Annotated in this window: 17 protein-coding genes; 11 read left to right on the top strand and 6 right to left on the bottom strand. The window is 51.4% G+C overall.

What is annotated here, in order from left to right; all coding sequences use genetic code 11:
* Positions 1 to 30 precede the first annotated feature (30 nt).
* Positions 31 to 1,173 carry a glycoside hydrolase family 18 protein gene (locus BLQ88_RS02890; RefSeq protein ID WP_090146543.1) on the top strand — a complete coding sequence of 381 codons (1,143 nt, stop codon included), beginning with the start codon at positions 31 to 33 and terminating at the stop codon, positions 1,171 to 1,173.
* Here the strand turns inward: BLQ88_RS02890 and BLQ88_RS02885 are convergent.
* A complete protein-coding gene (locus BLQ88_RS02885; RefSeq protein ID WP_090146541.1) occupies positions 1,170 to 4,565 on the bottom strand; it encodes a DEAD/DEAH box helicase in 3,396 nt (1,131 codons plus the stop codon). The two genes, BLQ88_RS02890 and BLQ88_RS02885, sit on opposite strands and share 4 nt — an antisense overlap.
* 58 nt (positions 4,566 to 4,623) lie before the next feature.
* On the opposite strand from BLQ88_RS02885, the gene BLQ88_RS02880 reads away from it, so the two are divergent.
* From BLQ88_RS02880 to BLQ88_RS02870, 3 genes are all read left to right on the top strand, one after another.
* On the top strand, positions 4,624 to 5,457 hold the full coding sequence (locus tag BLQ88_RS02880) for a DUF481 domain-containing protein (RefSeq protein WP_090146538.1): 834 nt from the start codon (positions 4,624 to 4,626) through the stop codon (positions 5,455 to 5,457).
* Between the two features lie 118 nt (positions 5,458 to 5,575).
* A complete protein-coding gene (locus BLQ88_RS02875) occupies positions 5,576 to 6,742 on the top strand; it encodes a Gfo/Idh/MocA family protein (protein WP_090146536.1) in 1,167 nt (388 codons plus the stop codon).
* A gap of 44 nt (positions 6,743 to 6,786) precedes the next feature.
* The gene (locus BLQ88_RS02870) at positions 6,787 to 8,142 is read left to right on the top strand and encodes an amidohydrolase family protein (RefSeq protein WP_090146534.1); all 1,356 of its coding nucleotides are present in this window, start codon (positions 6,787 to 6,789) and stop codon (positions 8,140 to 8,142) included.
* On the opposite strand, the gene BLQ88_RS02865 is transcribed toward BLQ88_RS02870, so the two are convergent.
* Positions 8,143 to 8,892: an SDR family NAD(P)-dependent oxidoreductase gene (locus BLQ88_RS02865; protein ID WP_090146532.1), complete on the bottom strand. Its 750-nt coding sequence runs from the start codon at positions 8,890 to 8,892 to the stop codon at positions 8,143 to 8,145.
* Between the two features lie 2 nt (positions 8,893 to 8,894).
* Positions 8,895 to 9,740: an aldo/keto reductase gene (locus tag BLQ88_RS02860; protein WP_090146530.1), complete on the bottom strand. Its 846-nt coding sequence runs from the start codon at positions 9,738 to 9,740 to the stop codon at positions 8,895 to 8,897.
* Positions 9,741 to 9,932: 192 nt separating this feature from the next.
* Between BLQ88_RS02860 and BLQ88_RS02855 the strand changes: the two genes are divergently transcribed.
* On the top strand, positions 9,933 to 10,175 hold the full coding sequence (locus BLQ88_RS02855; protein WP_090147099.1) for a transcriptional regulator: 243 nt from the start codon (positions 9,933 to 9,935) through the stop codon (positions 10,173 to 10,175).
* 2 nt (positions 10,176 to 10,177) lie between these two features.
* Here BLQ88_RS02855 and BLQ88_RS02850 read toward each other — a convergent pair whose 3' ends face one another.
* Entirely contained in the window at positions 10,178 to 12,301 is a 2,124-nt protein-coding gene (locus BLQ88_RS02850; protein WP_090146528.1) for a type IA DNA topoisomerase, read from the bottom strand.
* 590 nt (positions 12,302 to 12,891) lie between these two features.
* Between BLQ88_RS02850 and BLQ88_RS02845 the strand changes: the two genes are divergently transcribed.
* Positions 12,892 to 13,149, top strand: coding sequence for a hypothetical protein (locus tag BLQ88_RS02845; RefSeq protein ID WP_090146527.1), 258 nt, complete (start codon positions 12,892 to 12,894; stop codon positions 13,147 to 13,149).
* Between the two features lie 158 nt (positions 13,150 to 13,307).
* The gene (locus BLQ88_RS02840) at positions 13,308 to 14,237 is read left to right on the top strand and encodes a Fic family protein (protein WP_229212550.1); all 930 of its coding nucleotides are present in this window, start codon (positions 13,308 to 13,310) and stop codon (positions 14,235 to 14,237) included.
* Between the two features lie 63 nt (positions 14,238 to 14,300).
* On the opposite strand, the gene BLQ88_RS02835 is transcribed toward BLQ88_RS02840, so the two are convergent.
* Positions 14,301 to 17,984 carry a BamA/TamA family outer membrane protein gene (locus BLQ88_RS02835; protein WP_229212549.1) on the bottom strand — a complete coding sequence of 1,228 codons (3,684 nt, stop codon included), beginning with the start codon at positions 17,982 to 17,984 and terminating at the stop codon, positions 14,301 to 14,303.
* 162 nt (positions 17,985 to 18,146) lie between these two features.
* Between BLQ88_RS02835 and BLQ88_RS02830 the strand changes: the two genes are divergently transcribed.
* The 4 genes from BLQ88_RS02830 to BLQ88_RS02815 all read left to right on the top strand — a co-directional run bounded on the left by BLQ88_RS02830 (position 18,147) and on the right by BLQ88_RS02815 (position 21,755).
* Positions 18,147 to 18,845 (top strand): response regulator transcription factor, encoded by a 699-nt coding sequence (locus tag BLQ88_RS02830; RefSeq protein WP_090146525.1) that lies wholly within the window; start codon positions 18,147 to 18,149, stop codon positions 18,843 to 18,845.
* Positions 18,829 to 20,190, top strand: coding sequence for a HAMP domain-containing sensor histidine kinase (locus BLQ88_RS02825; RefSeq protein ID WP_090146523.1), 1,362 nt, complete (start codon positions 18,829 to 18,831; stop codon positions 20,188 to 20,190). The genes BLQ88_RS02830 and BLQ88_RS02825 overlap by 17 nt, the downstream gene beginning before the upstream one ends.
* 152 nt (positions 20,191 to 20,342) lie before the next feature.
* On the top strand, positions 20,343 to 20,795 hold the full coding sequence (locus tag BLQ88_RS02820; RefSeq protein WP_090146521.1) for a hypothetical protein: 453 nt from the start codon (positions 20,343 to 20,345) through the stop codon (positions 20,793 to 20,795).
* A 51-nt stretch (positions 20,796 to 20,846) separates the two neighbouring features.
* Positions 20,847 to 21,755 (top strand): bestrophin family protein, encoded by a 909-nt coding sequence (locus tag BLQ88_RS02815; RefSeq protein WP_090146519.1) that lies wholly within the window; start codon positions 20,847 to 20,849, stop codon positions 21,753 to 21,755.
* Between the two features lie 112 nt (positions 21,756 to 21,867).
* Here BLQ88_RS02815 and BLQ88_RS02810 read toward each other — a convergent pair whose 3' ends face one another.
* Positions 21,868 to 22,755, bottom strand: coding sequence for a hypothetical protein (locus BLQ88_RS02810; RefSeq protein WP_090146517.1), 888 nt, complete (start codon positions 22,753 to 22,755; stop codon positions 21,868 to 21,870).
* Positions 22,756 to 22,854 lie beyond the last annotated feature (99 nt).

Genomic DNA, 22,854 nt, shown 5'->3' with positions numbered 1-22,854 from the left:
TATATCCTGAACCTAAATTTACTGACCTCTATGAAATGCGCTATCGCGAAGCCGTTTTCCGGCTTCCCTTTCCTGGCACTTGCCCTGTGCCTGATCATGTCCGGCGCCGTTTCGGCCCAAAAGAAGAAAAAGTACATTGTGAATGCGTACGTAGGCGGGTTCCGCGGCCTCGCGAACGTGGAGCAGATTGATGCCGAGAAGCTCACGCACATCAATTATGCATTCGTGAATGTGCAGGACAGCATGGCGGTGCTCACCAACCTGGCGACCGATTCTACCAATTTTCGGAAGCTCAATGCATTGAAAAAGATCAACCCCGACCTCAAAATCGTGATTTCTATCGGCGGCTGGGCGTGGAGCGAAAACTTTTCGGATGCGGTACTTACGGAATCGTCGCGGTTGAAATTCGCGAAATCGAGCGTCGATATTGTCCGGCAATACGACCTCGACGGCGTGGATATCGACTGGGAATATCCCGGAATGCGCGGGGAAGAGGGCAACATTTTCCGCCCGGAAGACAAGCAGAATTTTACGCTGATGTTTAAAGCGATCCGCGAGGAATTGAATTTGCTCGAAAAAGAAAAGGGTAAAAAATACCTCCTCACCACCGCTGTGGGCGGTTCGAAATCCTTTATCGAACATACCGAAATGGGCCTCGCACAAGCCTACCTCGATTACGTGCTCATCATGACCTACGATTACGGCGGCCGCAACGGCACGGTAGGCCACCATACCAACCTTTACGATTATGATCCGTCGGGCGAAGGCTCATCCGCCGACCGTTCGGTGAAGAATTTCATCGCCGCCGGCGTGCCTGCGCACAAGATAGGCCTCGGAGGAGCATTCTACGGCAAAGGCTGGGAAGCCGAAACGGCCGATAACCACGGCCTGGGCGCAAAACGGGTGAAATCGGTGCAGGGAGGCGGTTATACCAAACTGAAAGACACGATGATCGATCAGAATGGCTATAAAAAGTATTATGACAAGAAGGCCAAAGCACCTTACCTGTTCAACGACTCCACCAAAGTGCTTATCACCTACGAGGACGAAAAATCGATTAAAGGGAAGTGTAAGTATATCAAAAAGAATAAGTTAGCAGGTATTTTCTTTTGGGAGTATTTCAATGACCCGAAAGAGTACCTGATCAACGAAATCCATAAAAACCTCGACTAACGCGCTACCAGCCGCAATAGATCGTCCCTGGTCAGTGATTTGAGAATATCGGAATCGGTTTTGATCAGATCATTGGCCAGGTCCTTTTTGGTTTCCTGCAATTCCAGTATTTTTTCCTCGATCGTGTCGGGGCAAATGAGCCGCACGGCGATCACGTGCTTATCCTGCCCGATGCGGTGCGAACGGTCAATGGCTTGATTTTCAACAGCCGGGTTCCACCACGGATCGATGAGGTACACATAGTCGGCTTCGGTAAGGTTAAGGCCCGTACCGCCGGCTTTCATCGAGATCAGGAACACGCGCACATTCGGGTTAGTCTGGAAATTTTCCACCTTCGCCGCTCTGTCGCGCGTCTGGCCGGTAAGGTACTCATAGCCGATGCCGCGGCTTTCCAGTTCCGGGCGGATCAGGTCGAGCATGGATACGAACTGCGAGAAAATCAGGATTTTATGCTGCGGCGCCTTGCTCTCGATCTGCTCCACAAGCGTGTCGATCTTGGCCGATGCATTGCCGTAAAACTTATCGTCGCGGAGCAATGCGGGCGAGTCGCAGATCTGGCGCAGCTTGGTAAGTCCTTGCAGCACATGGAGTTGTGAGCGCTTAATGTCGCCTTCGCTTTTTGTATTGAGGTAAATGTAAAATTCCAGCTCGTACGCATTGTACACCCGACGTTGCTCTTCGCCCATTTCGCAGTAAATCACCATTTCCGTTTTCTCCGGCAGCTCGGAAGCCACCTGCTGCTTGGTGCGCCGCAGGATAAACGGGTTCACCCGCTTTTGCAGCTCCACGGCCCGCCCGGCATCCTTAAACCGATCGATAGGCATGGAAAAATGGTTGCGGAACTGCGTTTTGGTCCCCAGCAGTCCGGGGCAGGCGAACGAAAGCTGCCCGTACAAATCAAACGTATTGTTCTCCACCGGCGTACCCGTCATCACAATGCGGTTGCGTGCATTCAATAGTCTCACAGCCTTATAGCGCTGTGATTCAGGGTTTTTGATGGTTTGCGATTCGTCGAGGATAATGTAGTTGAAATGGTATTTCTTCAAAAAACTCACATCCGATAGCAGCGTGCCGTAGGAGGTGAGGACGATTTCATAATTATCAAAATCCGTAATATCCTTTACCCGGTCGGCGCCGTAAATGGTGAGCATTCTTATGTCCGGCGCGAACTTCGCAACCTCTGCCTGCCAGTTGAAAACCAGCGAGGTAGGGACGATGATCAGGTTGGTGTTCCGTACCTGTTTCTTTCTTTGTGACAGAATGAATGCGATGATCTGCAAGGTTTTCCCCAAGCCCATATCATCGGCCAGGCAGCCGCCGAAGTTGAAATCGTCAAGGAAATTAAGCCAGTTGAGGCCCTGTTTCTGGTAGCCGCGCAAGCTCGCTTTCAGCTTTTTGGGCACCGGCACCGGCTTGATCGACTCAAAGTCCGTGAATTTGGACTCGTAGAATGCAATCTGCTCCTGCGCCTCGCGGTCGAGCATTTCGGCGTCGTACATTTCGTGCACGGCGGCGAAACTGATCTTCGGAGTGTGGATTTCCTCGCCCACGATTTCGCCCACTTCGAAGAACTTGGCAAACTTTTCGAGCCATTGTTCCGGCATAATGCCCAAAGTGCCGTCGCCCAACTCCACATATTTGTTACGGTTTTTGGCCGCCTTATGGAGGTTTTTTAGCGTCACCTTCTGCGTTCCGAACTGCACCGTGGCCGTTGTGTTGAACCAGTTGATACCGCTGTTCACATGTATCGCAACCTTCGCTTTGTTTACATTAAGGCGGTTTTTGGTGATCTGGTTAAAGCCCAGAATGGTAATGCCCTGGTTTTTCCATTCGTCGAATGCATCGGGAAACCAGTTTTCGTCCAGGAACCGGGCTCGGTGCAGGTAAAAGAAATGCTTGTCCTCGATGCCTTCGAGCTGGTACTCGAAATCCGGGTGCTGGCGCATCATCGCGGCCATGTAGCGCAGGTCTTCCGCTTCGTCGCGCTTCACAATGAACGGGTTACCATGCCCGTCTACGGAGTAAATGTCGTTTTTGCTGTACAACGGCACTTCCACGCTGCCATATTTCACGATCGGGGTAATGAGCACGTAGTTGCCCACGTCTTCGAGGTAAATGATTTTCTCCACGCGCCCGTCGAAACCCTGTTCCTCGCGTTGTGCGGGCGTGGCGGGCTTCACGTACGTGTACGATATGCGTATGCGCGGGGGCAGTTTGGCGAGCAGGTTCTGGCGGAAATCCTCGAACTTGCTTTCGTGGATGTAAATGCGCTGGTCATGCTGTCTGAAAAAGTAGAGTACTTTTAAAATGTCCTCGCTCTCAATCAAATGCAGCGAATCCTGGTACAACACGAAATAGTCGAAGCGGATCTCCACGTTTTCGAGGTCGAGGTGGACGCTGTCGATGATCAGCTGGCCGGAAATGCGAAAAAATGGTTCCTTCTTGTCGATCGTCAGGTGCACGTCCACGTCCGATTGCGCGAGCTTGACCGGCACGAGTGAACCCGCATTGATATTGTCGGAGATCAACGGGTTATGGTAGTAGAAATCCAGTTTTTCGGGGTTTTTGAGCACCGCACGCAGTCCGGCAAGATCGGTGTCCACGTTTTTTTTCCTGAAATTATTGCTGAACGACGCAATCGCCGTGTAGAATCGCGACAGGTCGTGATCCTGCGTTTTCCAGAGCTGTTCCAATGGGTTTAGCTGGACGAACGGGTTTTTCAGCTTGCCGTCCCGCGTTACCGGCGCCTCGTGCATTTCGACGAAAAAATGGTCGTAATACTTGTTGAGACCGATGGCGACGACGGTGCGGGTATTCGAATCCGCTGGTTTGGATTCCGGTAAATGCCGGGCCGGGTCCGAAAAGAGCTGGTCCTGCATGGCCGAAACTGCCGCCTGATTGATCGGAATTAGCTCCTTGATCAACGGTAACACGCGCAGTTCACGGTTTACATACTCAATCGTAAAATACTGGTTCAGATCGGGTTCTGACTCCATGCCGTAGTCGGCAGCGAGGGCGCGCAGGCGGTCATTACGAATGTTTTTATCGAAAAAGGCGCGGAAATCCCTGCGGTTCATGAGGTTGTACAGCACTTGTACCTGGTGTTCGCAAAGCTTGCGCTTGGGACGGGTGCATTCGCAGTAGAGGTTTACGGTGCGGTCGCTTTGTTTCACCACTACCTTGAAAGCCTCGCCACCCCATTGAATGCGGAATGCGGCATAATCCACCACCATATCGTCGGGCTGGATCTCGAAATAGCCCCGGCGCTCGGTGGCGGGCATGTCGGCGCTGTGATTGAGAATGTGCGTAGTGGAAAGCTCGGCGAGGTTAAAGTCCAGGAAGATGTAATTGTGCTGGCTCGGCGCGGCCCCGGCGGGTTCATTCTTTTTCATAAGGCAAATTAACCAACTGCCGTACGTTTGGCACCATTATTTTGCAAAATTTGCGTTAATGAAAAATCTCACCTGCATCCGTTTCTTACAACTTTTAGCTTTTCTTTTTCTTTTGAATTCTGCCCGTGCATTGGCGCAGGACGCAAAACCGGACTCGACAGGCCTGAAACTGCTTCCGGCCGACTCCACGGTGGCGCCGAAACCCGATACGGCCATCGCGCCGCCCCGAGTGCTGATCGATACCATCCGCTACCGGTTCATCGGGGACGGTAATTTCACCAAAGGGAACGTCAACCGCAGCCTGATGGTCCTTCGTGCCGAGCTGACTTTCAGCGGGCCGGTCATCAATATCGCCACCAATCCGCGGTTTACTTACGGGGAACAAAATGGCATCCTCGCCGAGCGCGATACCTATGTAGACCTTTTTGTGGATGTATTTAAAAAGCGCAAAACCTATGTTTTCGGGCTCGCCGCATTGGAAACGAGCAATCTTCGCCGGATCGACTTCCGCCAAATGGCCGGTGCAGGTATCGGCTACCGGATGATCAAAACCAAATCGCACGACCTGAGCTTTACCAATGCATTGCTCTACGAATCGACCAACTTTTTTGAAAAAGCCACAGTCACCACCATTCGTAACTCGTTTCGGATCAAGGGTAAGCATTCATTTTTGTCGGACAAGTTCCGGTTTAATCACCTCACATTCATCCAGCCCGCATTGAACGACCTCTCGAACATGCGCTGGAATACGATCCTTTCGGCGGAGCTGCCACTCAACAAATGGGTGACGCTGCGGACCAGTTTTGAAAACTCCTATGAAAGCGTGGTGGAAGTAGGTCGCAAGCGGACGGATTCGCGCATTACGTTTGGGATTTCCGTGGGAAATAAATAGACGATTCCCGGTTGCCGGTTGTCAGGGAAAAAGGCTGGGAATACTGTCCATATCAACAGCACATTATATCTGCCGAAAATGTGCTTTACTAAGTATTCACTACATTCCAAATCGAGCAATGAGAGACCAACAGGACAATCGCCGTGACTTCCTGCGTAATTCGCTTTATTCAGCCGCCGGCCTGGCGATGTTTCCCCAACTGACGCCGAATGCCTACGGCTCCATCAAAACCGTCGCAGCCGAAGGCCCTGTTTTCGCGCCTGTACCGGCGTCCCGCATCAAATTCGCGGTGATCGGTATGAACCACAGCCATATTTACGGACAGGTGGAGGCGGTGACGCGCGGAGGCGGCGAGCTGGTTTCGTTTTTTGCCAAAGAAGCGGATCTTACGGCGGCATTTGCGAAGCGTTACCCGAATGCGAAGCAAGCCAAATCGGAAGCGGAAATCCTGGAAGATAAATCCATTCAGCTCGTACTCAGCTCGGGCATACCCGACGAGCGCGGTCCCCTGGGCGTGCGCGTGATGAAGGCGGGGAAAGATTATATGGTAGATAAACCGGGCCTCACCACGCTCGAACAGCTTGCAGAAGTGCGTAAAGTGCAGAAGGAAACCAAGCGCATTTACTCCATTATGTACAGTGAGCGCCTCGAAAACCGCGCGACTGTGAAGGCGGGCGAGCTTATTAAGGAAGGTATTATCGGTAAAGTGGTTCAAACGATCGGCCTCGGCCCGCACCGGATGAATGCGAACACGCGCCCGGAATGGTTTTTCGATAAAAAGCGCTTCGGCGGCATTATCTGCGACATTGCTTCCCACCAGTTTGACCAATATTTATTTTTTACCAATTCCACCAAGGCACAGGTGGTAGCCTCGCAGGTGGGCAATGTAAACCATCCGCAATATCCCAAATTCGAGGATTTCGGGGATGCCATGTTGCGCGGTAATGGCGGTGCGGGTTACATCCGCGTCGACTGGTTTACGCCCGACGGCCTCAAAACCTGGGGCGACGGACGCCTTACCGTGCTCGGTACCGAAGGATTTATCGAGATCCGCAAGAACATCGATATCGGCGGCCGCGAGGGAGGTAACCACCTTTTTGTGATTAATAATAAAGAAACGACCTACGTCGATTGCAGCAAGGTGGAACTGCCTTATGGCCGCCAGCTTGTGGACGACGTGCTGAACCGCACCGAAACGGCCATGTCGCAGGAGCACTGTTTCCTGGCAACCGAGCTATGCCTCAAAGCGCAGAAGAATGCGCAGAATGTGGCGTTGATAAGCTAATGCATCTTTCCCGTTCCTGACCACTTCAAAACACTTCACAAACTATGGTACGCAGGCTGATTTTCATTTTGGGGTTGATGTGCGCCCAGACGGGTTTCGCGCAAGGCCCCGTAAGCAATGTCGATCGTGATATCGTTTTCAAATCGGTGAATGTGATCCCGATGGACCGCGAGACGGTTTTGAAAGACCAGACAGTGGTGGTCAGGAACGGTAAGATTGTTTCGATTGGTACCAATGCAAAAACTGCCGGTAATGCGCTTGTGGTGGATGCCAAAGGTAAATACCTTGTGCCCGGCTGGTCGGAAATGCATGCACACGTCCCGGCGATCGAGGACTTCGGGCCGATGAAGGATGTGCTTACATTATATCTGGCGAACGGCATTACCACCATCCGCGGAATGCTAGGCAATTCCAAACACCTCGAGCTGCGCGAAAAGGTGCGGAGCGGGGAGGTGCTGGGACCGAATTTCTACACTACCGGCCCGGCATTCAGCGGACAAACCGTGAAAACCGCCGCGCGGGGCATTGAAATGGTGAAGGAAGAAAAGGCGGCAGGTTACGATTACCTGAAACTGCTTCCCGGATTGACGAAAGAAACGTTCCCCGGCATTGCCAAAACTTCCAAAGAGCTCGGTATCGGCATGGTCGGCCACGTTTCATTCGCCGTGGGCGTGTGGGCGGCCATCGACGCGGGTTATTCCTCCATCGACCATCTCGATGGATTTGTGGAAGCCATTGTGCCCGGTACCGACACGCTCGCAGAGCAGGAAACCGGTCTTTTCGGCACGTGGATCGCCTATGCGGCCGATACTACCCGCATTCCGAAGCTCATCAAAGGTTTGAAGGACAAAAACATCCGCGTCGTACCTACGCAGGCGATCGCCGAGCGCTGGCTGTCGCCACTACCGGCCTCAGCTTACGAAAACGATCCGGAGCTGAAATACATGACCGCCGACGAGAAGAAGAACTGGCTGAATGCGAAGAGCAGCTACGTCAATAATCCCAAATTCAACAAAGAGCGGGCGGAAGCATTCGTGAACATCCGCCGCAAACTGATCCTCGCGTGCCAGAAAGGCGGCGTGCAGCTGATGCTCGGCTGCGACGCACCTCAGGTACTGAATGTGCCCGGCTTCGCGACCCACCATGAACTAAAATACCTCGTAGACGCCGGACTGACGCCGTACGAGGCATTGAGAACAGGTACTGTAAATGTGGCGAGTTATCTGAACAAACCTAATTCAGGCTCGATTAAAGCCGGTAATGTGTCCGACCTCGTATTGCTGGCTGCCAATCCGCTGGAAAATATTGGTAATACCAAAACCATCGAAGGTGTGATGATCGGTACCAAATGGCTGCCCAGGACTTTCCTCGATAGCGAGCTGAAAAAGATCGAGAAGTAGCTATTCCTCATAAATCATTTTGCGCGTCATACCGCCGTCGATGATCAGGTTGGCGCCGGTAATGAAATCGTTCTCCGGATCGGTGAGGTAGAGGCATGCCCTGGCAATATCGTCCTGCTTACCGACGCGGCCGGCCGGGTGCTGCGCGTGATCGGAGGCTTTCAGCTGGCTGTAATCGCCCGTTTCGATCCAGCCGGGGCTAATGGCGTTGACCATAATGCGGTCGGGGCCGAGCGAAATGGCCAATGCGTGTGTCAATGCGAGAATGCCTCCTTTCGAAGCCGCGTACGCCTCCGTGTTGGGCTCGGACATAAGCGCCCGCGTGGACGCAATGTTCACGATCGCGCCCCTGCCTTGTGTGCGCATGACCTTCGCAGCTTCCCGCGCGCATAGAAATGTACCCCGCAAATTGGTATTCAAAACATAATCCCAGTCATCGACAGGCAGATCGTAAGGAGATTTGGTACGACCTAACCCTGCATTGTTGATCAGCACATCAATTCTTCCAAGTGATTCTTTCACTGCGTCGATGCCCCTGACTATTTCATCGGGATTGGTGAGATCAATGACACGGGAAACGGCTTTGAGACCTTCTTTTTCTAATGCTTCCTGAACGGTTCTCAGGCCGTCGGCATCGCGGTCCCATAGCGCCACGGCTGCGCCCACGCGTGCATAATGCGAAGCCACGACGCTCCCGATGCCGTTTCCGGCACCGGTTACGATCACTACTTTGTTTTGATAGTCGTTCATGATCAGGACAATGCTTTGAAATCCTCGTCGGACAGCTGGATAGTGCCTCCCTGCAAATTTTCTTCCAGATGCTTCACTGAACCCGTTCCCGGGATGAGCAGGATATTCGGGGCGCGTTTTACCAGCCATGCCAACGCGATCTGGGCGGTTGTAGCCTCGTGCTTTTCGGCAATGTCGGCGATCTTATTTTTCAACTTTTCAGGACCGGAAGCCAGCGGGTACCAGGGGATGAATGCCATTCCGCGCTGGACCGTGTAATCCAGCACATCTTCCCATTGCCGGTTACCCAGATTATACAGATTTTGAACCGACACGATCGGCACCGTCTTTTCCGCCCGTTTGACCTGCTCCACATCTACTTCCGATAACCCCACGAAACGGATTTTGCCGGCTTTTACAGCGTCTACCACCGGCCCGAGCGTTTCTTCCACCGGAAAGCGCGAGTCGATGCGGTGCAATTGCCACAGGTCGATCACATCTTTTTTCAGTCGTTGAAGGCTGCCGTCGATCGCCTGCCGAATGTGCTCCGGGTTGCCATTGACACGCCATTGGTTCGGGCCGGTGCGGTCGAAGCCGCCTTTTGTGGCGATAAGCAGGTTGTCGGGATACGGGAAAAGCGCGTCGGCGATGAGCGTTTCATTGGTATGCGGGCCGTAGGAGTCGGCCGTGTCGATGAAATTCACGCCGGCGTCCACGGCTGCGCGAAGGACTTTTTTCGCATTCTCGCGGTCCGGTGCGTCGCCCCAGACACCCTGGCCGGTGAGCTGCATGCCGCCATAACCGAGCCGGTTGATCTCAATTTCTCCACCGATTTTAAATGTGCCGGCATGTTGATGATAGTTGTTCATAATTTTTAATAGTTAAAGGTATTTTAGTTTGAAAACTGCCGGACAGCGGTTTTCATTCAAGGATGTGGGAGGATTAATCATACTCATTTTTCACAAAGCAAATGTCAGGCCATGCGTATTACGTGGCTGCATGTCTGCAAATGCCTGGCACGGTTTTGTTCTTTTCAGCTCAAAACCAAACATCATCAACAAATGGAAACGACAGTATTTGAAGCGCGCGCCAGGGAATTGGTCGACGACATCAAGGAGATTGTAAAAGTGAAAGGAATCAGCCTGATCGACGCGCTGGAAGAGGCGGGTATTTCACGTAAATCGTCTGAAAAAATCCTTAACCAGGGCGTAATGCCCAATTTGTCGGAGTTTCTGGCGCTTTGCCAGATTTCGGGCATTACGTTTCATCTGCCTTATGTAGAGACGACCAACAGCCCTATGTAGCGTTAGCCGACTTCAAAATTGAAGTCGCCGTTCATCACCAGCCGGGCATCGATAGGGTCGGGGCTGCCGGGAATCTGGAGGCCTTTGATTTTGGCGGTCTTGCCTTTACTGAGCAGGTCGAAAATGTGTTTGTCGGTCAGTTTTTTGCCCAGGAATTCAAATGGTATTTTAAAACCGCAAGCCTGGAAATTACTGCATCCGTAAGCTGTTTTACCTTTTTTGAGCAAATGCTCCTTGCATTTGGGACAGGTAAGGGTTTCAATCGAAACCTCTTCCTTGGGCTCGCGCGGCTTGCGTTCTTTTTTGGGCTTTTCCTCTTTTTCAATAACCGGCGCTTCTTCCATAATGGTAATGGACCGCGCCCGTTCATTCCTGACCTCGTGCGTCAGCTTCACTACCATCTCGATCAGCTCCTGTTTGAAAGTGTCCATCGCGTATTCGCCTTTTTCGATCAGGCGGAGCTTGCGTTCCCAGTGACCGGTAAGTTCGGCGCTTTTGAGCAGCTCGTTCTGAATGGTGTCGATCAGGTCGACGCCGGTTTGCGTCGCGAACACATTCTTTTTCTTTTTCTCGATGTATTTGCGCTTGAAGAGCGTCTCGATGATATTAGCGCGTGTCGAAGGCCGGCCGATGCCGTTATCCTTCATGATTTCGCGCATTTCCTCGTCTTCGACCTGCTTACCGGCGGTTTCCATCGCACGGAGCAGCGTGGCTTCGGTGTAGGCTTTCGGCGGGGAGGTTTTGCCCTGGTGTACGCGGGGTTCGTGCGGGCCGCGTTCGCCGACCTCGAAAATCGGCATGACTTTCTCCTCTTCGACTTCCTTCTTCTGCGCAGTATCATTCACATATAGCTCCCGCCAGCCCAGTTCGAGGATTTGCTTGCCTGTGGCCTTGAATTCCACTTGCCCGACCATTCCTAGCACGGTAGTGTTGGATACTTTACATTCCGGGTAAAAAACCGCGATGAAGCGTCGGGCGATCAGGTCATAAATGCGCTTTTCGTCCTGACTGATGTGCACGGGGAGCACGCCGGTGGGGATAATGGCGTGGTGATCGGTTACCTTTTTATCGTCGAACACATTCTTCGATTTCGGTATGGGTAAATTGGCCAGAAGCGGAGCCGTAAACTGGCTGTAATAAGTCAGCTCGCGGAGAATGCCTTCGACTTTCGGGTGTAAATCCTCCGAAAGATAAGTGGTATCGACACGAGGGTAAGTAACGAATTTCTTTTCGTAGAGGTTTTGAATGTGTTTCAAGGTGTCCTCCGCCGAATAGCCGTACTTTTTATTGGCTTCTACTTGAAGGGAAGTGAGGTCGAAAAGTCGCGGATTTCCTTCTTTGCCTTCCTTTTTTTCAAATGAGGTTATTTCAAAATCGTGCTGTTGCAGGTACGCCAGGCCTTTGTTGGCTTTCTCTACATTCTTAATGCGATCGATCGTCGCCGTAAACTCCGTCTCGCGGTAAATGGTTTTCAGTTCCCAATACTCTTCCGAAACGAATGCATCGATTTCCTTCTGCCGCTGGACGATCAATGCCAGGGTAGGGGTTTGCACCCGGCCGATAGAAAGTACGGCCTTTCCGCCGCCGAATTTCTTGGTAAAAAGGCGCGTCGCATTCATTCCCAGCAGCCAGTCGCCGATGGCGCGTGCGCTGCCCGCTGCGTAAAGGTTGTCGTATTGGCTTCCCTCGCGGAGTTTGTCGAAACCCTCGCGGATCGCTTGTTCAGTCAATGATGAAATCCATAACCGCTTGACGGGCACGTTGCATTTGGCTTTCAGGAGTACCCAACGCTGAATGAGCTCGCCTTCCTGGCCGGCATCACCGCAGTTGATCACTTCCTCGCAGTTACGCACCAGGTTCTCGATCACCCCGAACTGCCGCATGGCACCTTCATTATCGATCAGCTTGATACCAAAACTGGACGGAATCATGGGCAGCTCTTCCAGGCGCCATGATTTCCAGCGCTCGGTGTAGTCGTGGGGTTCTTTTAACGTGCAGAAATGGCCGAAAGTCCAGGTAACCTGGTAGCCATTGCCCTCGTAGTAGCCATCGCGGCGCTGGCTGGCGCCGATCACTGCTGCAATATCTTTGGCTACGCTGGGTTTTTCCGCAATGCAAACTTTCATAATCTCATTTCCCGCTGCCGCTTGTGGGCGACCGGTGTGTCTGTTGTCGATCCGTTTTGAGGGCTGCAAAGATGGTCATTTTTGTCCAGACTTCCCGCCCCGGCAACCCTCGATTTACCGCACTCGGAACCGTTCGATCAGCCCGGATGCCGGTGAATTTGACCGGATAATCAATCCGTAGAAAATTTTTTTAAAATTTTTTTGAAAAAATTTCGTGCTTTTTGCTTTTCGCGGGCTAATTCTTCGGTCATTTTTGGTATTGGTAGAATCCTGTCCGAATATAATTTGGTTTTCAGTAACTGATCTGAAATAATATAGAGGTGTTTAATGCCTGTTAACAATAAGGTAATAAAGCGGGTGTCCGGTGCCAAATCTTATCTGATCCGGAAATCGTAAAATCGGTCATTTTTTATTTTCGAATCTTTGAATAGTTATATATAATTCATAGTAATAACGCCTCAGAATGCTCTGGGCGAACTTTGTATTGTTATATAGTCCAATGTGTTGAACGTTTGTTTTCAAAGAATTGTATTATATTTGTACTCGAAATACGATCAAGAACACAAGCAAAACACAAAACACTATTACCAATGAAAAATGCAAAAAACCTGCTAGCCGTTGCTTTGGTAGCATTAACTAGCGCAGCTTACGCCAACAACAATTCTACATATACAGTTGAAGAAAAAGCCAAAGTGGCTGTTGTTAACAATACATTGCCTGCTTCCGCACCAGTTCTGGACAGCCCGGCACCACAAAAAGTGAAAAATACGCCTGACACCAACAACCGTAGCGCAGCTCAGAAAGCTGCTATCGTAGGCCTCCAATTGAAAAGTGTAACTACGAAGTAAGTGATTGAACCTCATGGGGTTCGGTTAAGATTGATTGATGGTTTTAAAAAGGGAGGATATTTTCTCCCTTTTTTTTGTGGCTGATTTCTTAATATCGGATAGGGATTATGAATGGCAATGCCGATATTAGTGGCATGTTTGAGATCAACCTAATCGACATGTATGAATTGCAGCCTTTCATCGCCAGGCTGTATGAAAAACGCGACCGGATAAAAAGCAGCCGACCGATTCCTGCGTCCGCGCTTTCGAAAATCCGGGAAGGGCTGGCTTTGGAATGGACTTACAATAGCAACAGTATCGAGGGCAACACGCTCAGCTTGCGGGAAACACAGCTGGTTTTGCAGGAGGGCATTACCATTCAGGGGAAGTCGCTGCGGGAGCATTTCGAGGCGCATAACCATGAGAAGGCCATTCAATACCTGTATGGCCTGGTGAGTCCCGGGTATTCCATGCGGAGTATCGATATCCTTTCGTTGCACGGGTTGGTACTGCGGTCGATCGAGGACGATTTTGCGGGGCGCGTGCGCAATGGGGGCGTGCGTATCGCGGGCGCGAACTTTGTGCCGCCGAATGCACGGAAAGTGCCGGATATGCTGGATGAGCTGATCGAATTTACGAATTCGAATCCGATGGGCTTGAATGATGTGGTGTTGGCAACGATTTTTCATCACCGGCTGGTTTGGATACATCCTTTTTTCGATGGTAATGGCCGTACGGTGCGGTTGGCTATGAATTTGCTGCTGATGCGTGCGGGGTTTCCGCCGGCGATTATCCTGAAAAATGACCGGAAGAAATATTATGACGCTTTGAACCAGGCCAATAATGGGTCGTACCAGAAGCTTGGGCTTTTGATGACGCAGGCTTTGGAGCGGAGTCTTAACATTTACCTGAATGCATTGCCGGGATATGATAATGAATATGAGCCGATTGTGCGCATTGTGGAGGAGCCGGGAGTGCCTTACGGGCAGGAGTATGTGAGCCTGCTGGCACGGCAGGGTAAGATCGATGCCTATAAGGAGGGGAACGTGTGGTATACCTCGCGGGAGGCTGTGAAGGATTATGTAGAGAACCGGAAGCGGAAGCGCTAGTGCTGTCGCGCCGGCCAGAGGCCTTGTAATAGCGGGAGCGAACCCGGAGGTTCGCCCCAGTTTTTATCTGAAAAAACTTCCGATGGAGATCATAAGCAAAAGCGATTCTTCTTTCGAGGTTCCTGCACTGATATTGAATGCAAACTGCTCGCGGAACGGGGTAATATAAAACCCGCCGCCGTAGCCCTGGTGCCAGTAGTCGGCGCTGCCCGGGTCGTTTTTGGCCCACACCCTTCCCACATCATAAAATGCCCGTACGCCCATTTTGAGCGGGACGAACGTGTTCCTCGTCTCGGTGAGCTGCCAGCGGAGCTCGGTATTGAGGAAACCTTTCGATTCGCCGGTAAAGCGGTTGCGTTTGAAACCGCGGAGGTCGTTGAGCTGGCCCAGCGAAAACAGTTTGTAAAAGGGTAACTGGCCTTTGGCAATGCCGCCGCCCAGGCGAAGGCCGAGCGTGAGCGGATTTTTGCGGTGCGTCGACAGGTACTGCTCGATTTCAAGCTCTGAAATAGAAGCCAGGTCGTTCTTTGATTGGGAAACGTGGCCGGCCTGCTGCGTCACCTGTACGCGGAAGCCGCGCTCGGGTAATGCGGCGCGATCGCGGAAATCGAGGTTCAGGATACCTTTTGCGAAGATTAAATGCAGCTGTTCGTTGCCGAAAATTTCCGGGTGGTCGGCGAGGTAGCTGTTGTTTCTTTGAATGCCTTCTGCGAGCTCGTAGCTGGCGCCGATCTCGATTTTGCTCTGTTTCCAGAACTGACGTAGTAGGCCCGCCGATACCGCAAAAGAGTTGTATTGGGTACGGTAGTAATTCGAGGGCAGGTCGTTGTTTTTGGGCGTGTTGTTTCCTACTCCAAAGAAGAAGTTGTAGTTGAGCGGCCGCGAGAGTGAAACCTGCGAAATACCGTCCCATTTGCCCCATAACTGCCTGAACTGGTTGCTGTAACTGAACTCATAATTCCCCTTCACGCTTACCGACGCACCGAGTGAATGCTTCGACGCAAAATCGGGCTTGCCGAAACGCTGGCGGGTGAATGTAATGCCGCCATGGACGGCAAAGCCGGTAAAAGGGTTGTAGTTGAGCAATGCAACGGGCAGGTAAGTATTGTATTTGAATGCATTGCGGTCGTATTCGTAGTAGCGCTCGTCGGTGGGCTTTACTTCGCGCGCTTCGGAGCCGAGTTCATGATGCGGGTTGGGGTCTTTTTCGTAAATGAGCGTTTGTTTGCCGCCCTTACGGACTTCGGATTGGTCGGAAATATAGTCATCTCCACCGCCGCTGATAATCCGCACGAGAATCGACTGTTCCGATTTTCCCTGAACATCGAAAACATCGTCGCCGCCGAGCCCGTTCAGCCTGATTTCCCGGGTTTCGGAAGGGTCGAAAACGCGCTGATAGTAAATCTTAGCTGTATCGGCCTGCCGGTTTTGTTTTGAAACATTGTAAACATTTACCCGTACCTGGCCATTCGCTTCCCGCATTACCTTAAAATATTCGGCTTTGTTGGAGCCCACAACATCCACTTCCTTTGCCAGTAGCGCGTAATATTCAGCCGCATATTTTTGCAAGTCGCCGATACGGGCTTTCAGTTTTCGTTCGATTTCGCGACCATCCTTATCATAGATTGCAGCAGGCATATTGTGCACCGCCGCGGTAATGTCCTGCATTTTGATAGCTTCCTGAATTTCTTTGGCTGCATTAACCCAATCCGCCTTGCTTAGCTCACTGCCTACGAAGCGGTCGAGGTGGCGGGCTTGCCACATGAGGCTGCGGAGCCCGTGGATGCGTTCGGCGAAGTTCTCGCCATTGGGCATACCCCATTCGCGGTCGGCGAGCCAGGGGATAATGCCGTCCCAGCGCGAAAATGCGTGGTCGCGGTCTCGCGGGATGGGGCGATATACTTCACCGTCGGCGGTTTTGTAGCCGGCCCATTTCCAGTTGTCTTCGTGCTTGCTCCAATCGCCGATCCAGAGGTCGAACATGCGGGCGCGGGCAAATTCGCGTTGGTCCACGCGGTTGTCGTGGTCGTGGTAGAGTTTGTTAAATAGTTTAAAACTCTTTTCGATGTCTTTGGCACCGGCAAATACTTTGGCTTTCCCGATTTTATCGGTCGGCCTTTCTTCGAGCATGCCGAACAGATTTCCATATTGTTCCTTGAATGCACCGAGCTTGTTGTCTTTGGGCAATACAAAGAGCTCCGGACTAGCGTGCAGAATGCCGATTTTGTCGAGCAGCGGGGCTACGGTCATCGCGCCGTACGGTTGCTGTGTAGATGTCTGGTCTTTGAGGACCTGCGAAACGACGGTCCCGCGCAGCTCGTAGGCGAGCGCGCGGAAAGGGTCCTTGTCTACCGAGCGGAACACGTATTCTTTGCCATTGCCAGCAATAAGTTTAAGGGAGGTCGTCTGCCGGCCGCCGCCCTTTCCGGCGATCACGAGTCCGCCGAAAGTAGTATCCATATCGAGGTAGGGGGCCTTTACGGGCACCGTCCACGAATCGCGGTAATGCTTTCCAAACCATTTTTCCTTGAAACGTTTGCTCGCGTATTCGCTGCCTGCGGCGACGGTCGTCGGCTCGGTGCGGGGCGTATCCATTTTGTCGGATGGCTTGATGACCGGGTTGCAGGGCTGGAAAAGTGTATTTGTAATGCCCTTACCTGCATTTTCGCAAGCCGATTGGAAAAGTTGACCTTCTTCTTTTTTGGAAACCTGGTTCCCGTTCACCAGCCAATGTTGATAGCTTATTTTTCCATTGGAAGTATAATTTATTTCAACAAAACCTGCTGATGATGAGGTTAATGCAGCTTTGGAACCATGGGCAATGAATGCGCCGCCGGCAATTCCGCCGCTGTTGATGAAAAAATTGTTGCCACGCCGCATGATCGACTGGTTCCGCTCATGCGCGGACGCCAGGATTACCGAGCCGTAATCCTGCAAAACACCATTCAGTTTATACCGGAATGGCCCGAGGTTGGTATTTGAAATGTCGCGACTTGTCCCGACATTCTGCCGGAAGCCGACTAATGCATTGCCGACCAGCGGAGGCGAGAAATAGGAAGCCGCGGAAAACCTTCCGCCATAATTTCCCAGCGATTCAACCGGGAAATGGGAGAGCAGCAGTACATTTTTGTCTGTTGTTTCGTCGAGAATGCCTTCGAGTTCTTCCACAAAATTATCGGTATCGGCAATGGTACAGGCGTCGGAAGAGGGCCTGGGTTTGTCGTGCGGGTGGTTCCACCATTGCGAATTGATTACCACCACTTCGAGCATCGGGAAAGAGACAGTCCACGGGCCGGGGCAGCCGTGGCCAAGGAATACCTGAAAACGCGCATGTTTTTCATGATCAAGTGCTTTCTCAAATGCCATTACCCGCTGCCAGCCGTCCTTGCCGGAGCCGAGCCACTCGCGGTCGCCCTGGTTGAGGAGCATATGCAGCTCCGGGTTGCGGTCGAGCAGTGCATTGGCCTTTCTTTTCCAGTCGGTCACCTGGTCGATGGTCATTGGTTCCGGGAAGGCATCGCCGTTGAATACCCAAAGGACCGGGCCGGGTTTGGTGGCCAGGTAGCTTTCGATGACGGGGAAAATATCGGCGGCATTTTCAAAGTCGGCCGTGTTGCCGGTGAGGATCACTTTAAAGTCGGCGGCACTCGCATCGAACATGGCCAAAAGCACGACTACCGCGCACAGGAACATGTTTTTTGCGCAGATTTTCAGGCTGTTAAGGGTGTTTGGTAAAAGTATATTCAAGGTGGTGGAACGTTGTGTGTAAAAATTCTTACAATTTAGTATTAATCACTTCCGATTGAAATGGCTTGACTAACGTAAATGTTGGAAAAATGAATTGCCACGCGGTTTTTTTATACCTTACCATTTAAAACCTCTATTGCAATGCCGTTTTCCAAGCTACCCATGAAGCTATTGCTCATTGAAGATGAGCCTAACGTGATATCCCTGATCCAGCGCAGTCTTACGGCCAACGGCCATGAGATTACAATCGCCATGGACGGGCAGTCGGGTTTGCAAATGGTTCTGCAACACCAGTTTGATGTAGTAATTCTGGATTTGATGATCCCGATCATCAACGGCATGGAAGTGTGCCGCCGCGCACGTCAGGCGCAGGTAACGACGCCGATTTTAATGCTGACTGCCCTCGGAACGACGGAGAACATCGTGTCGGGCCTCGACGCCGGTGCTGACGACTATATGACCAAGCCCTTCAAACTCGCCGAACTCGAAGCCAGGCTCCGGACGCTCATCCGCCGCGGCAAAGAGCCCGAAAAGGAGAAAAACGATAAAATACTGACCCTGGGAGACCTCGTGCTCGACAAGGTAACGAAGACTGTTAAACGCGGAGGCCAGTCGATCGAGCTCACTGCTACCGAATTCCGTCTTTTAGAATACCTTCTTTCCAATACCAACCGCGTGTTGAACAGGATGGAAATCCTCGAAAATGTGTGGGATATCAATTTCAATCTCGGGACGAATGTGGTGGATGTGTATATCAATTACCTCCGGAAAAAAATCGATAAGAATTACGATATCAAATTGATACACACTGTTTTCGGTATGGGGTATGTGGTACGTCAGTCGTATGAAGATACAAAATAAGATTGCGCTGATTTTTACGGCGTTGTGCGCGGGTATCATCCTCGCATTGAGTGCGTTCGTTTATTTTTTCGCGTCTGAAAGCATTTCCGCCAGCTTCTTCCACCGGCTCGAAGTGCGGTCGGATATCGTGGGTCACGCCGCGTTGCAGGAGAACAAGTCGCTTACATCTATTTACTACGATATTAAAGAGCGGCACCTCGGCAGCCTGCCTTATGAGAAGCACCGCATTTTGCCCGATCCGCCCGACGAAGCGACCCGAAAACGGCTTTCCCTGCCTTCCTCCTTTTATGAAGCAGCACAGAGCGATGTTCCCGTCAGGTATTTCAACCGCGATACCTCGTATGTGGTGCTGCGCGTGGCGCGCGACAACAAGAAGTTAATGGTGGTATCGTCGGCGCTGGATACTTACGGAATGCAGGAAATGGGGAATCTGAAACACGTGCTGCTGATCGGGTTTTTCATTGCGATGGTGTTTGTATTCACATTTGGCAAGCTCTTTTCGAACGAAATTTTCAAACCGATCCGCCGCATTATCCGGAATGTGAAGGGGATTAATGCCCATAACCTGCACCAGCGCCTGGTAGTAGATCCCACAGACGATGACGTGGAAGCGCTTTCGAGGACTTTCAACGATATGCTCGACAGGCTCGAAATTACTTTTGAAATGCAGAACAATTTCGTGAGCAATGCTTCACACGAGTTCCGCACGCCGCTGACGATCGTAAGTGGTGAAGCAGAGCTGGGCATGTCCATGCCAGGTCTGCCGGATGGCGCGAAGGAGTCGTTTTTGAATATTTACAAGGAAGTGGGAAAGTTGGAGCATCTCACTAACAGCATGTTGAGTCTCGCGCAAACGGGTTTTGACGGCAAAAAGGAGCAATGGGAAGAAGTACGCATCGATGAGCTTATCCTTTCGGTAAAAGAAGCCGCCGACCGCATTATTCCTGAGAATCAAGTGGCTATCGACTTTGATAACCTGCCGGAGGATGAATGCAAGCTTACAGTGAACGGCAACCTCGCATTGCTGAAAGCCGCATTTTCCAATATCGTTCTTAATAGTTGCAAATATTCCGACAACAAGCCGGTGACCGTCAAGATCAGCGCCGATAGCAAATATGTGATCGTGGATATCACCGACCAGGGTATCGGTATCCCCGACCGCGAAATCGGGCAGATTTTCGTACCGTTTTTCAGGGCTTCCAACACGGCACCATACAAAGGGTACGGGATCGGTTTACCGCTGACACACAATATCATACGCATGCACCAGGGCAAGGCCGACGTGCACAGCCGCGTAGGCGAGGGGACGCGCTTCACAACCTACCTGCCTTACAAGTATTTTTAGGGCCTCTTATTTCATTTTAACATTCTTATTTCATTCTAATAAGTCTCTCACTACATTATAATGCAGCTCTTAATCAGGGCTAATTTCTCAGCCGTAACATTGCATTGTTAATTGATTATCAAGGCATTGTTAACTAAAAAGACGGCATTTATATGAGAACAGTGGTGATACCTACGGACTTTACAAATGAAGGAATCCAGATCGCCGAAGCCATCGTGAGGGACATCCGCGACGAGGTGCGCGTGATCTTTACACACCTTTTCCACGTGGCTGACGACATCCAGGACCTGCTCTTTTCGACCTACCGCGAAAAGGAATATGAACTCGTTCCGGAGGAGTTCTGGCAGGAATGTCAGATGCTGAAAGATACCTACCCCGAGCTGAGCAGCATCAAGATCGACTTTTTCTACGGCAACAAACTGGCGCTGTTGAAAAACTTCCTGGAATACTACGAAACCGATTTCATTGCCTATTCCGAGCAATATGGCATCCCCAAACTGACCAGGAGCAGTCTGGAAGCAATGCCGGTGCTGAAAAAGACGGGCTATACGATGATCAACGCCGATATGGTGCGCGCTTCATCGCTGGCCGACAGCTACCGGTAGGGCATTTTGGTTTGACTATGAGATTGTGAAACAGGTAAATATCAGTGAACTATGCTTCTCAAAAAGAATATCCCTATCCGCTATATTTTTGGTAAAATCAAATATGAGATCCTGTTTGTGACGATCTACGGTATCGCTATCGAGGTCATCTACCAGAACTTCCATATTACCAACATTTCGATCCCGATGACGGTACACAGCGTACTGGGGACGATTATTTCGCTGCTGCTCGCATTCCGCTCCAACCAGGCATACGATCGCTGGTGGGAGGCCCGCATCATTTGGGGCGCTATCGTGAACGACTCCCGGACATTTGCAAGGCAGATCCTTTCCCTGATGGAGGACCCACTGGACCCGGACCGGATCGACGGCTTTAAGAAGCGGATGATCAAGCGGCAGATCGCCTGGTGTTATGCATTGGGTAAAGGCCTGCGCCGCGACGACCCGATGCCGATGATCAGCAAGTTTGTGTCGGAAGAGGAACTGGAATATCTCAAAGATTTCGATAACAAGCACGTCGGGCTTGTGCAGCTGCATGCCCGTGACCTGAATAATGCATTGAAACAAGGCTGGGTGAATCCGTATCAGCAAGTGGAGCTGGACCAGACGCTCACACGCCTGTGCGACCACATGGGTAAGTCGGAGCGGATCAAGAACACCGTGTTTCCAGCGACATACAGCTTGTACATTCATCTGGCATTGCACTTCTTTATCCTCTTGTTGCCTTTCGGGCTCGTTCAGTTGTTCGGCTTCCTGATGGTGCCTGTGCTCGTGGTGATTACCGCATGTTTTTTCCTGATCGAAAAAATGGCTATCCATTTGCAGGACCCGTTCGAAAACAAGCCTACCGACACGCCGGTATTGTCCATTTCGCGGAATATCGAACGTGATTTGAAGCAGATGATGCGTGACAAGACCGTACCGCAGGCGTTCGAGCCAGAGAAGTTCTATATTTTGTAATGGTGCGAAGCTCTGCTTCGTACCTACTATTTGAAGGCCTCCGGCCGGTCAGTACCGAAAGACGCTCATCGTTTTCGCGGTACCGACCGGCCGGAGGCCTTCGAATCGTATGCTATTTCTTCCTCATTCCATTATGGATATCCACAAGAATGTGGTGATCATCCCGCACCCAGTTACCGCTTTGGTATTTCTTATGCTTGCCGGTGAACAGGTAATCTTCAAACATATCATAAGCCTTATGCGCTTCTTTGGGCGAGTAGAAGGAGCTGATCCACGTCGCGGGGATTTTATCTTTTTTTACCACACCTACTCCTACATTGTAAAGCCTCACAATACCCTGCGAAAATTCCATTGAAATATAATCCTGCTCCCTGATCTGCGCGCTGCTGAGAATGGAGGCTGTGTGTGCGAGGTAGTTGAGCAGCCTCGCGCGGATCTGTACATCGTTCTCGGACCGTTCGGGTTTAATGCGCCACCAGTTGTTTTTCTCAAAATAGGGATCGTCCTGGAAACGCAGCAGTTTGTGGCCGTACTCGGTTAATGAAACACTCTCGGTCGGCGAAAACTCGAAGTTGATCAGCCGCATGCCATTATCGGCATAGGAGAAAAACACGCCTATTTCTTCGGTTTTGCGGTTCGAAGTGAGGAAAATGGTGCGGGCAGTGGAATCGAAATCCCATTTGCCGGTCGCGTATTCTCCCTCGGTGCCCACTCTTGTGAAAGTGCTGTCCGGGAAGAAAGAAATCAGCATATTATGCTTCTCACTCTGGTCATATTGCGTCACAGGCTGGCCGTCGGGCCGGATAACGCCCTGTTGCGTCGTACTCACGCCCGAAATGCGCCAGGTGCCAAGCATGTTTGCGGGTATCGGCCTGATGCGCTCTTCCTTTGTTTGGCGGTTGAGGAGCCTGGGGCGTTTCGTGCCCGTTCGGTAGATGATCCCGTGGTGCTGCATCATGGTGATCATGATGAAGATTATCAAGAGTTTGAAGGATGTCATGGCGAGGCTGTTGATGGGAGGCAACAATACCCTAAAGTTAATTATTTTCTTTCAATCCAAAAGAAGTAACCTGGCGGGAACATGAAATTTAGAGTAATT

Source organism: Dyadobacter soli (genome assembly GCF_900101885.1).
Taxonomy (GTDB): Bacteria; Bacteroidota; Bacteroidia; order Cytophagales; family Spirosomataceae; genus Dyadobacter; species Dyadobacter soli.
The sequence above is the reverse complement of the archived record's forward strand: the minus strand, read 5'-3'. Positions and strand labels throughout refer to the sequence as shown.

What these genes read in the sequence shown, in the direction of transcription:
- BLQ88_RS02890 (WP_090146543.1), top strand. Translation starts at nt 31, where the DNA reads ATGAAATGCGCTATCGCGAAGCCGTTTTCCGGCTTCCCTTTCCTGGCA.
- BLQ88_RS02885 (WP_090146541.1), bottom strand. Translation starts at nt 4,565, where the DNA reads ATGAAAAAGAATGAACCCGCCGGGGCCGCGCCGAGCCAGCACAATTAC.
- BLQ88_RS02880 (WP_090146538.1), top strand. Translation starts at nt 4,624, where the DNA reads ATGAAAAATCTCACCTGCATCCGTTTCTTACAACTTTTAGCTTTTCTT.
- BLQ88_RS02875 (WP_090146536.1), top strand. Translation starts at nt 5,576, where the DNA reads ATGAGAGACCAACAGGACAATCGCCGTGACTTCCTGCGTAATTCGCTT.
- BLQ88_RS02870 (WP_090146534.1), top strand. Translation starts at nt 6,787, where the DNA reads ATGGTACGCAGGCTGATTTTCATTTTGGGGTTGATGTGCGCCCAGACG.
- BLQ88_RS02865 (WP_090146532.1), bottom strand. Translation starts at nt 8,892, where the DNA reads ATGAACGACTATCAAAACAAAGTAGTGATCGTAACCGGTGCCGGAAAC.
- BLQ88_RS02860 (WP_090146530.1), bottom strand. Translation starts at nt 9,740, where the DNA reads ATGAACAACTATCATCAACATGCCGGCACATTTAAAATCGGTGGAGAA.
- BLQ88_RS02855 (WP_090147099.1), top strand. Translation starts at nt 9,933, where the DNA reads ATGGAAACGACAGTATTTGAAGCGCGCGCCAGGGAATTGGTCGACGAC.
- BLQ88_RS02850 (WP_090146528.1), bottom strand. Translation starts at nt 12,301, where the DNA reads ATGAAAGTTTGCATTGCGGAAAAACCCAGCGTAGCCAAAGATATTGCA.
- BLQ88_RS02845 (WP_090146527.1), top strand. Translation starts at nt 12,892, where the DNA reads ATGAAAAATGCAAAAAACCTGCTAGCCGTTGCTTTGGTAGCATTAACT.
- BLQ88_RS02840 (WP_229212550.1), top strand. Translation starts at nt 13,308, where the DNA reads ATGTATGAATTGCAGCCTTTCATCGCCAGGCTGTATGAAAAACGCGAC.
- BLQ88_RS02830 (WP_090146525.1), top strand. Translation starts at nt 18,147, where the DNA reads ATGAAGCTATTGCTCATTGAAGATGAGCCTAACGTGATATCCCTGATC.
- BLQ88_RS02825 (WP_090146523.1), top strand. Translation starts at nt 18,829, where the DNA reads ATGAAGATACAAAATAAGATTGCGCTGATTTTTACGGCGTTGTGCGCG.
- BLQ88_RS02820 (WP_090146521.1), top strand. Translation starts at nt 20,343, where the DNA reads ATGAGAACAGTGGTGATACCTACGGACTTTACAAATGAAGGAATCCAG.
- BLQ88_RS02815 (WP_090146519.1), top strand. Translation starts at nt 20,847, where the DNA reads ATGCTTCTCAAAAAGAATATCCCTATCCGCTATATTTTTGGTAAAATC.
- BLQ88_RS02810 (WP_090146517.1), bottom strand. Translation starts at nt 22,755, where the DNA reads ATGACATCCTTCAAACTCTTGATAATCTTCATCATGATCACCATGATG.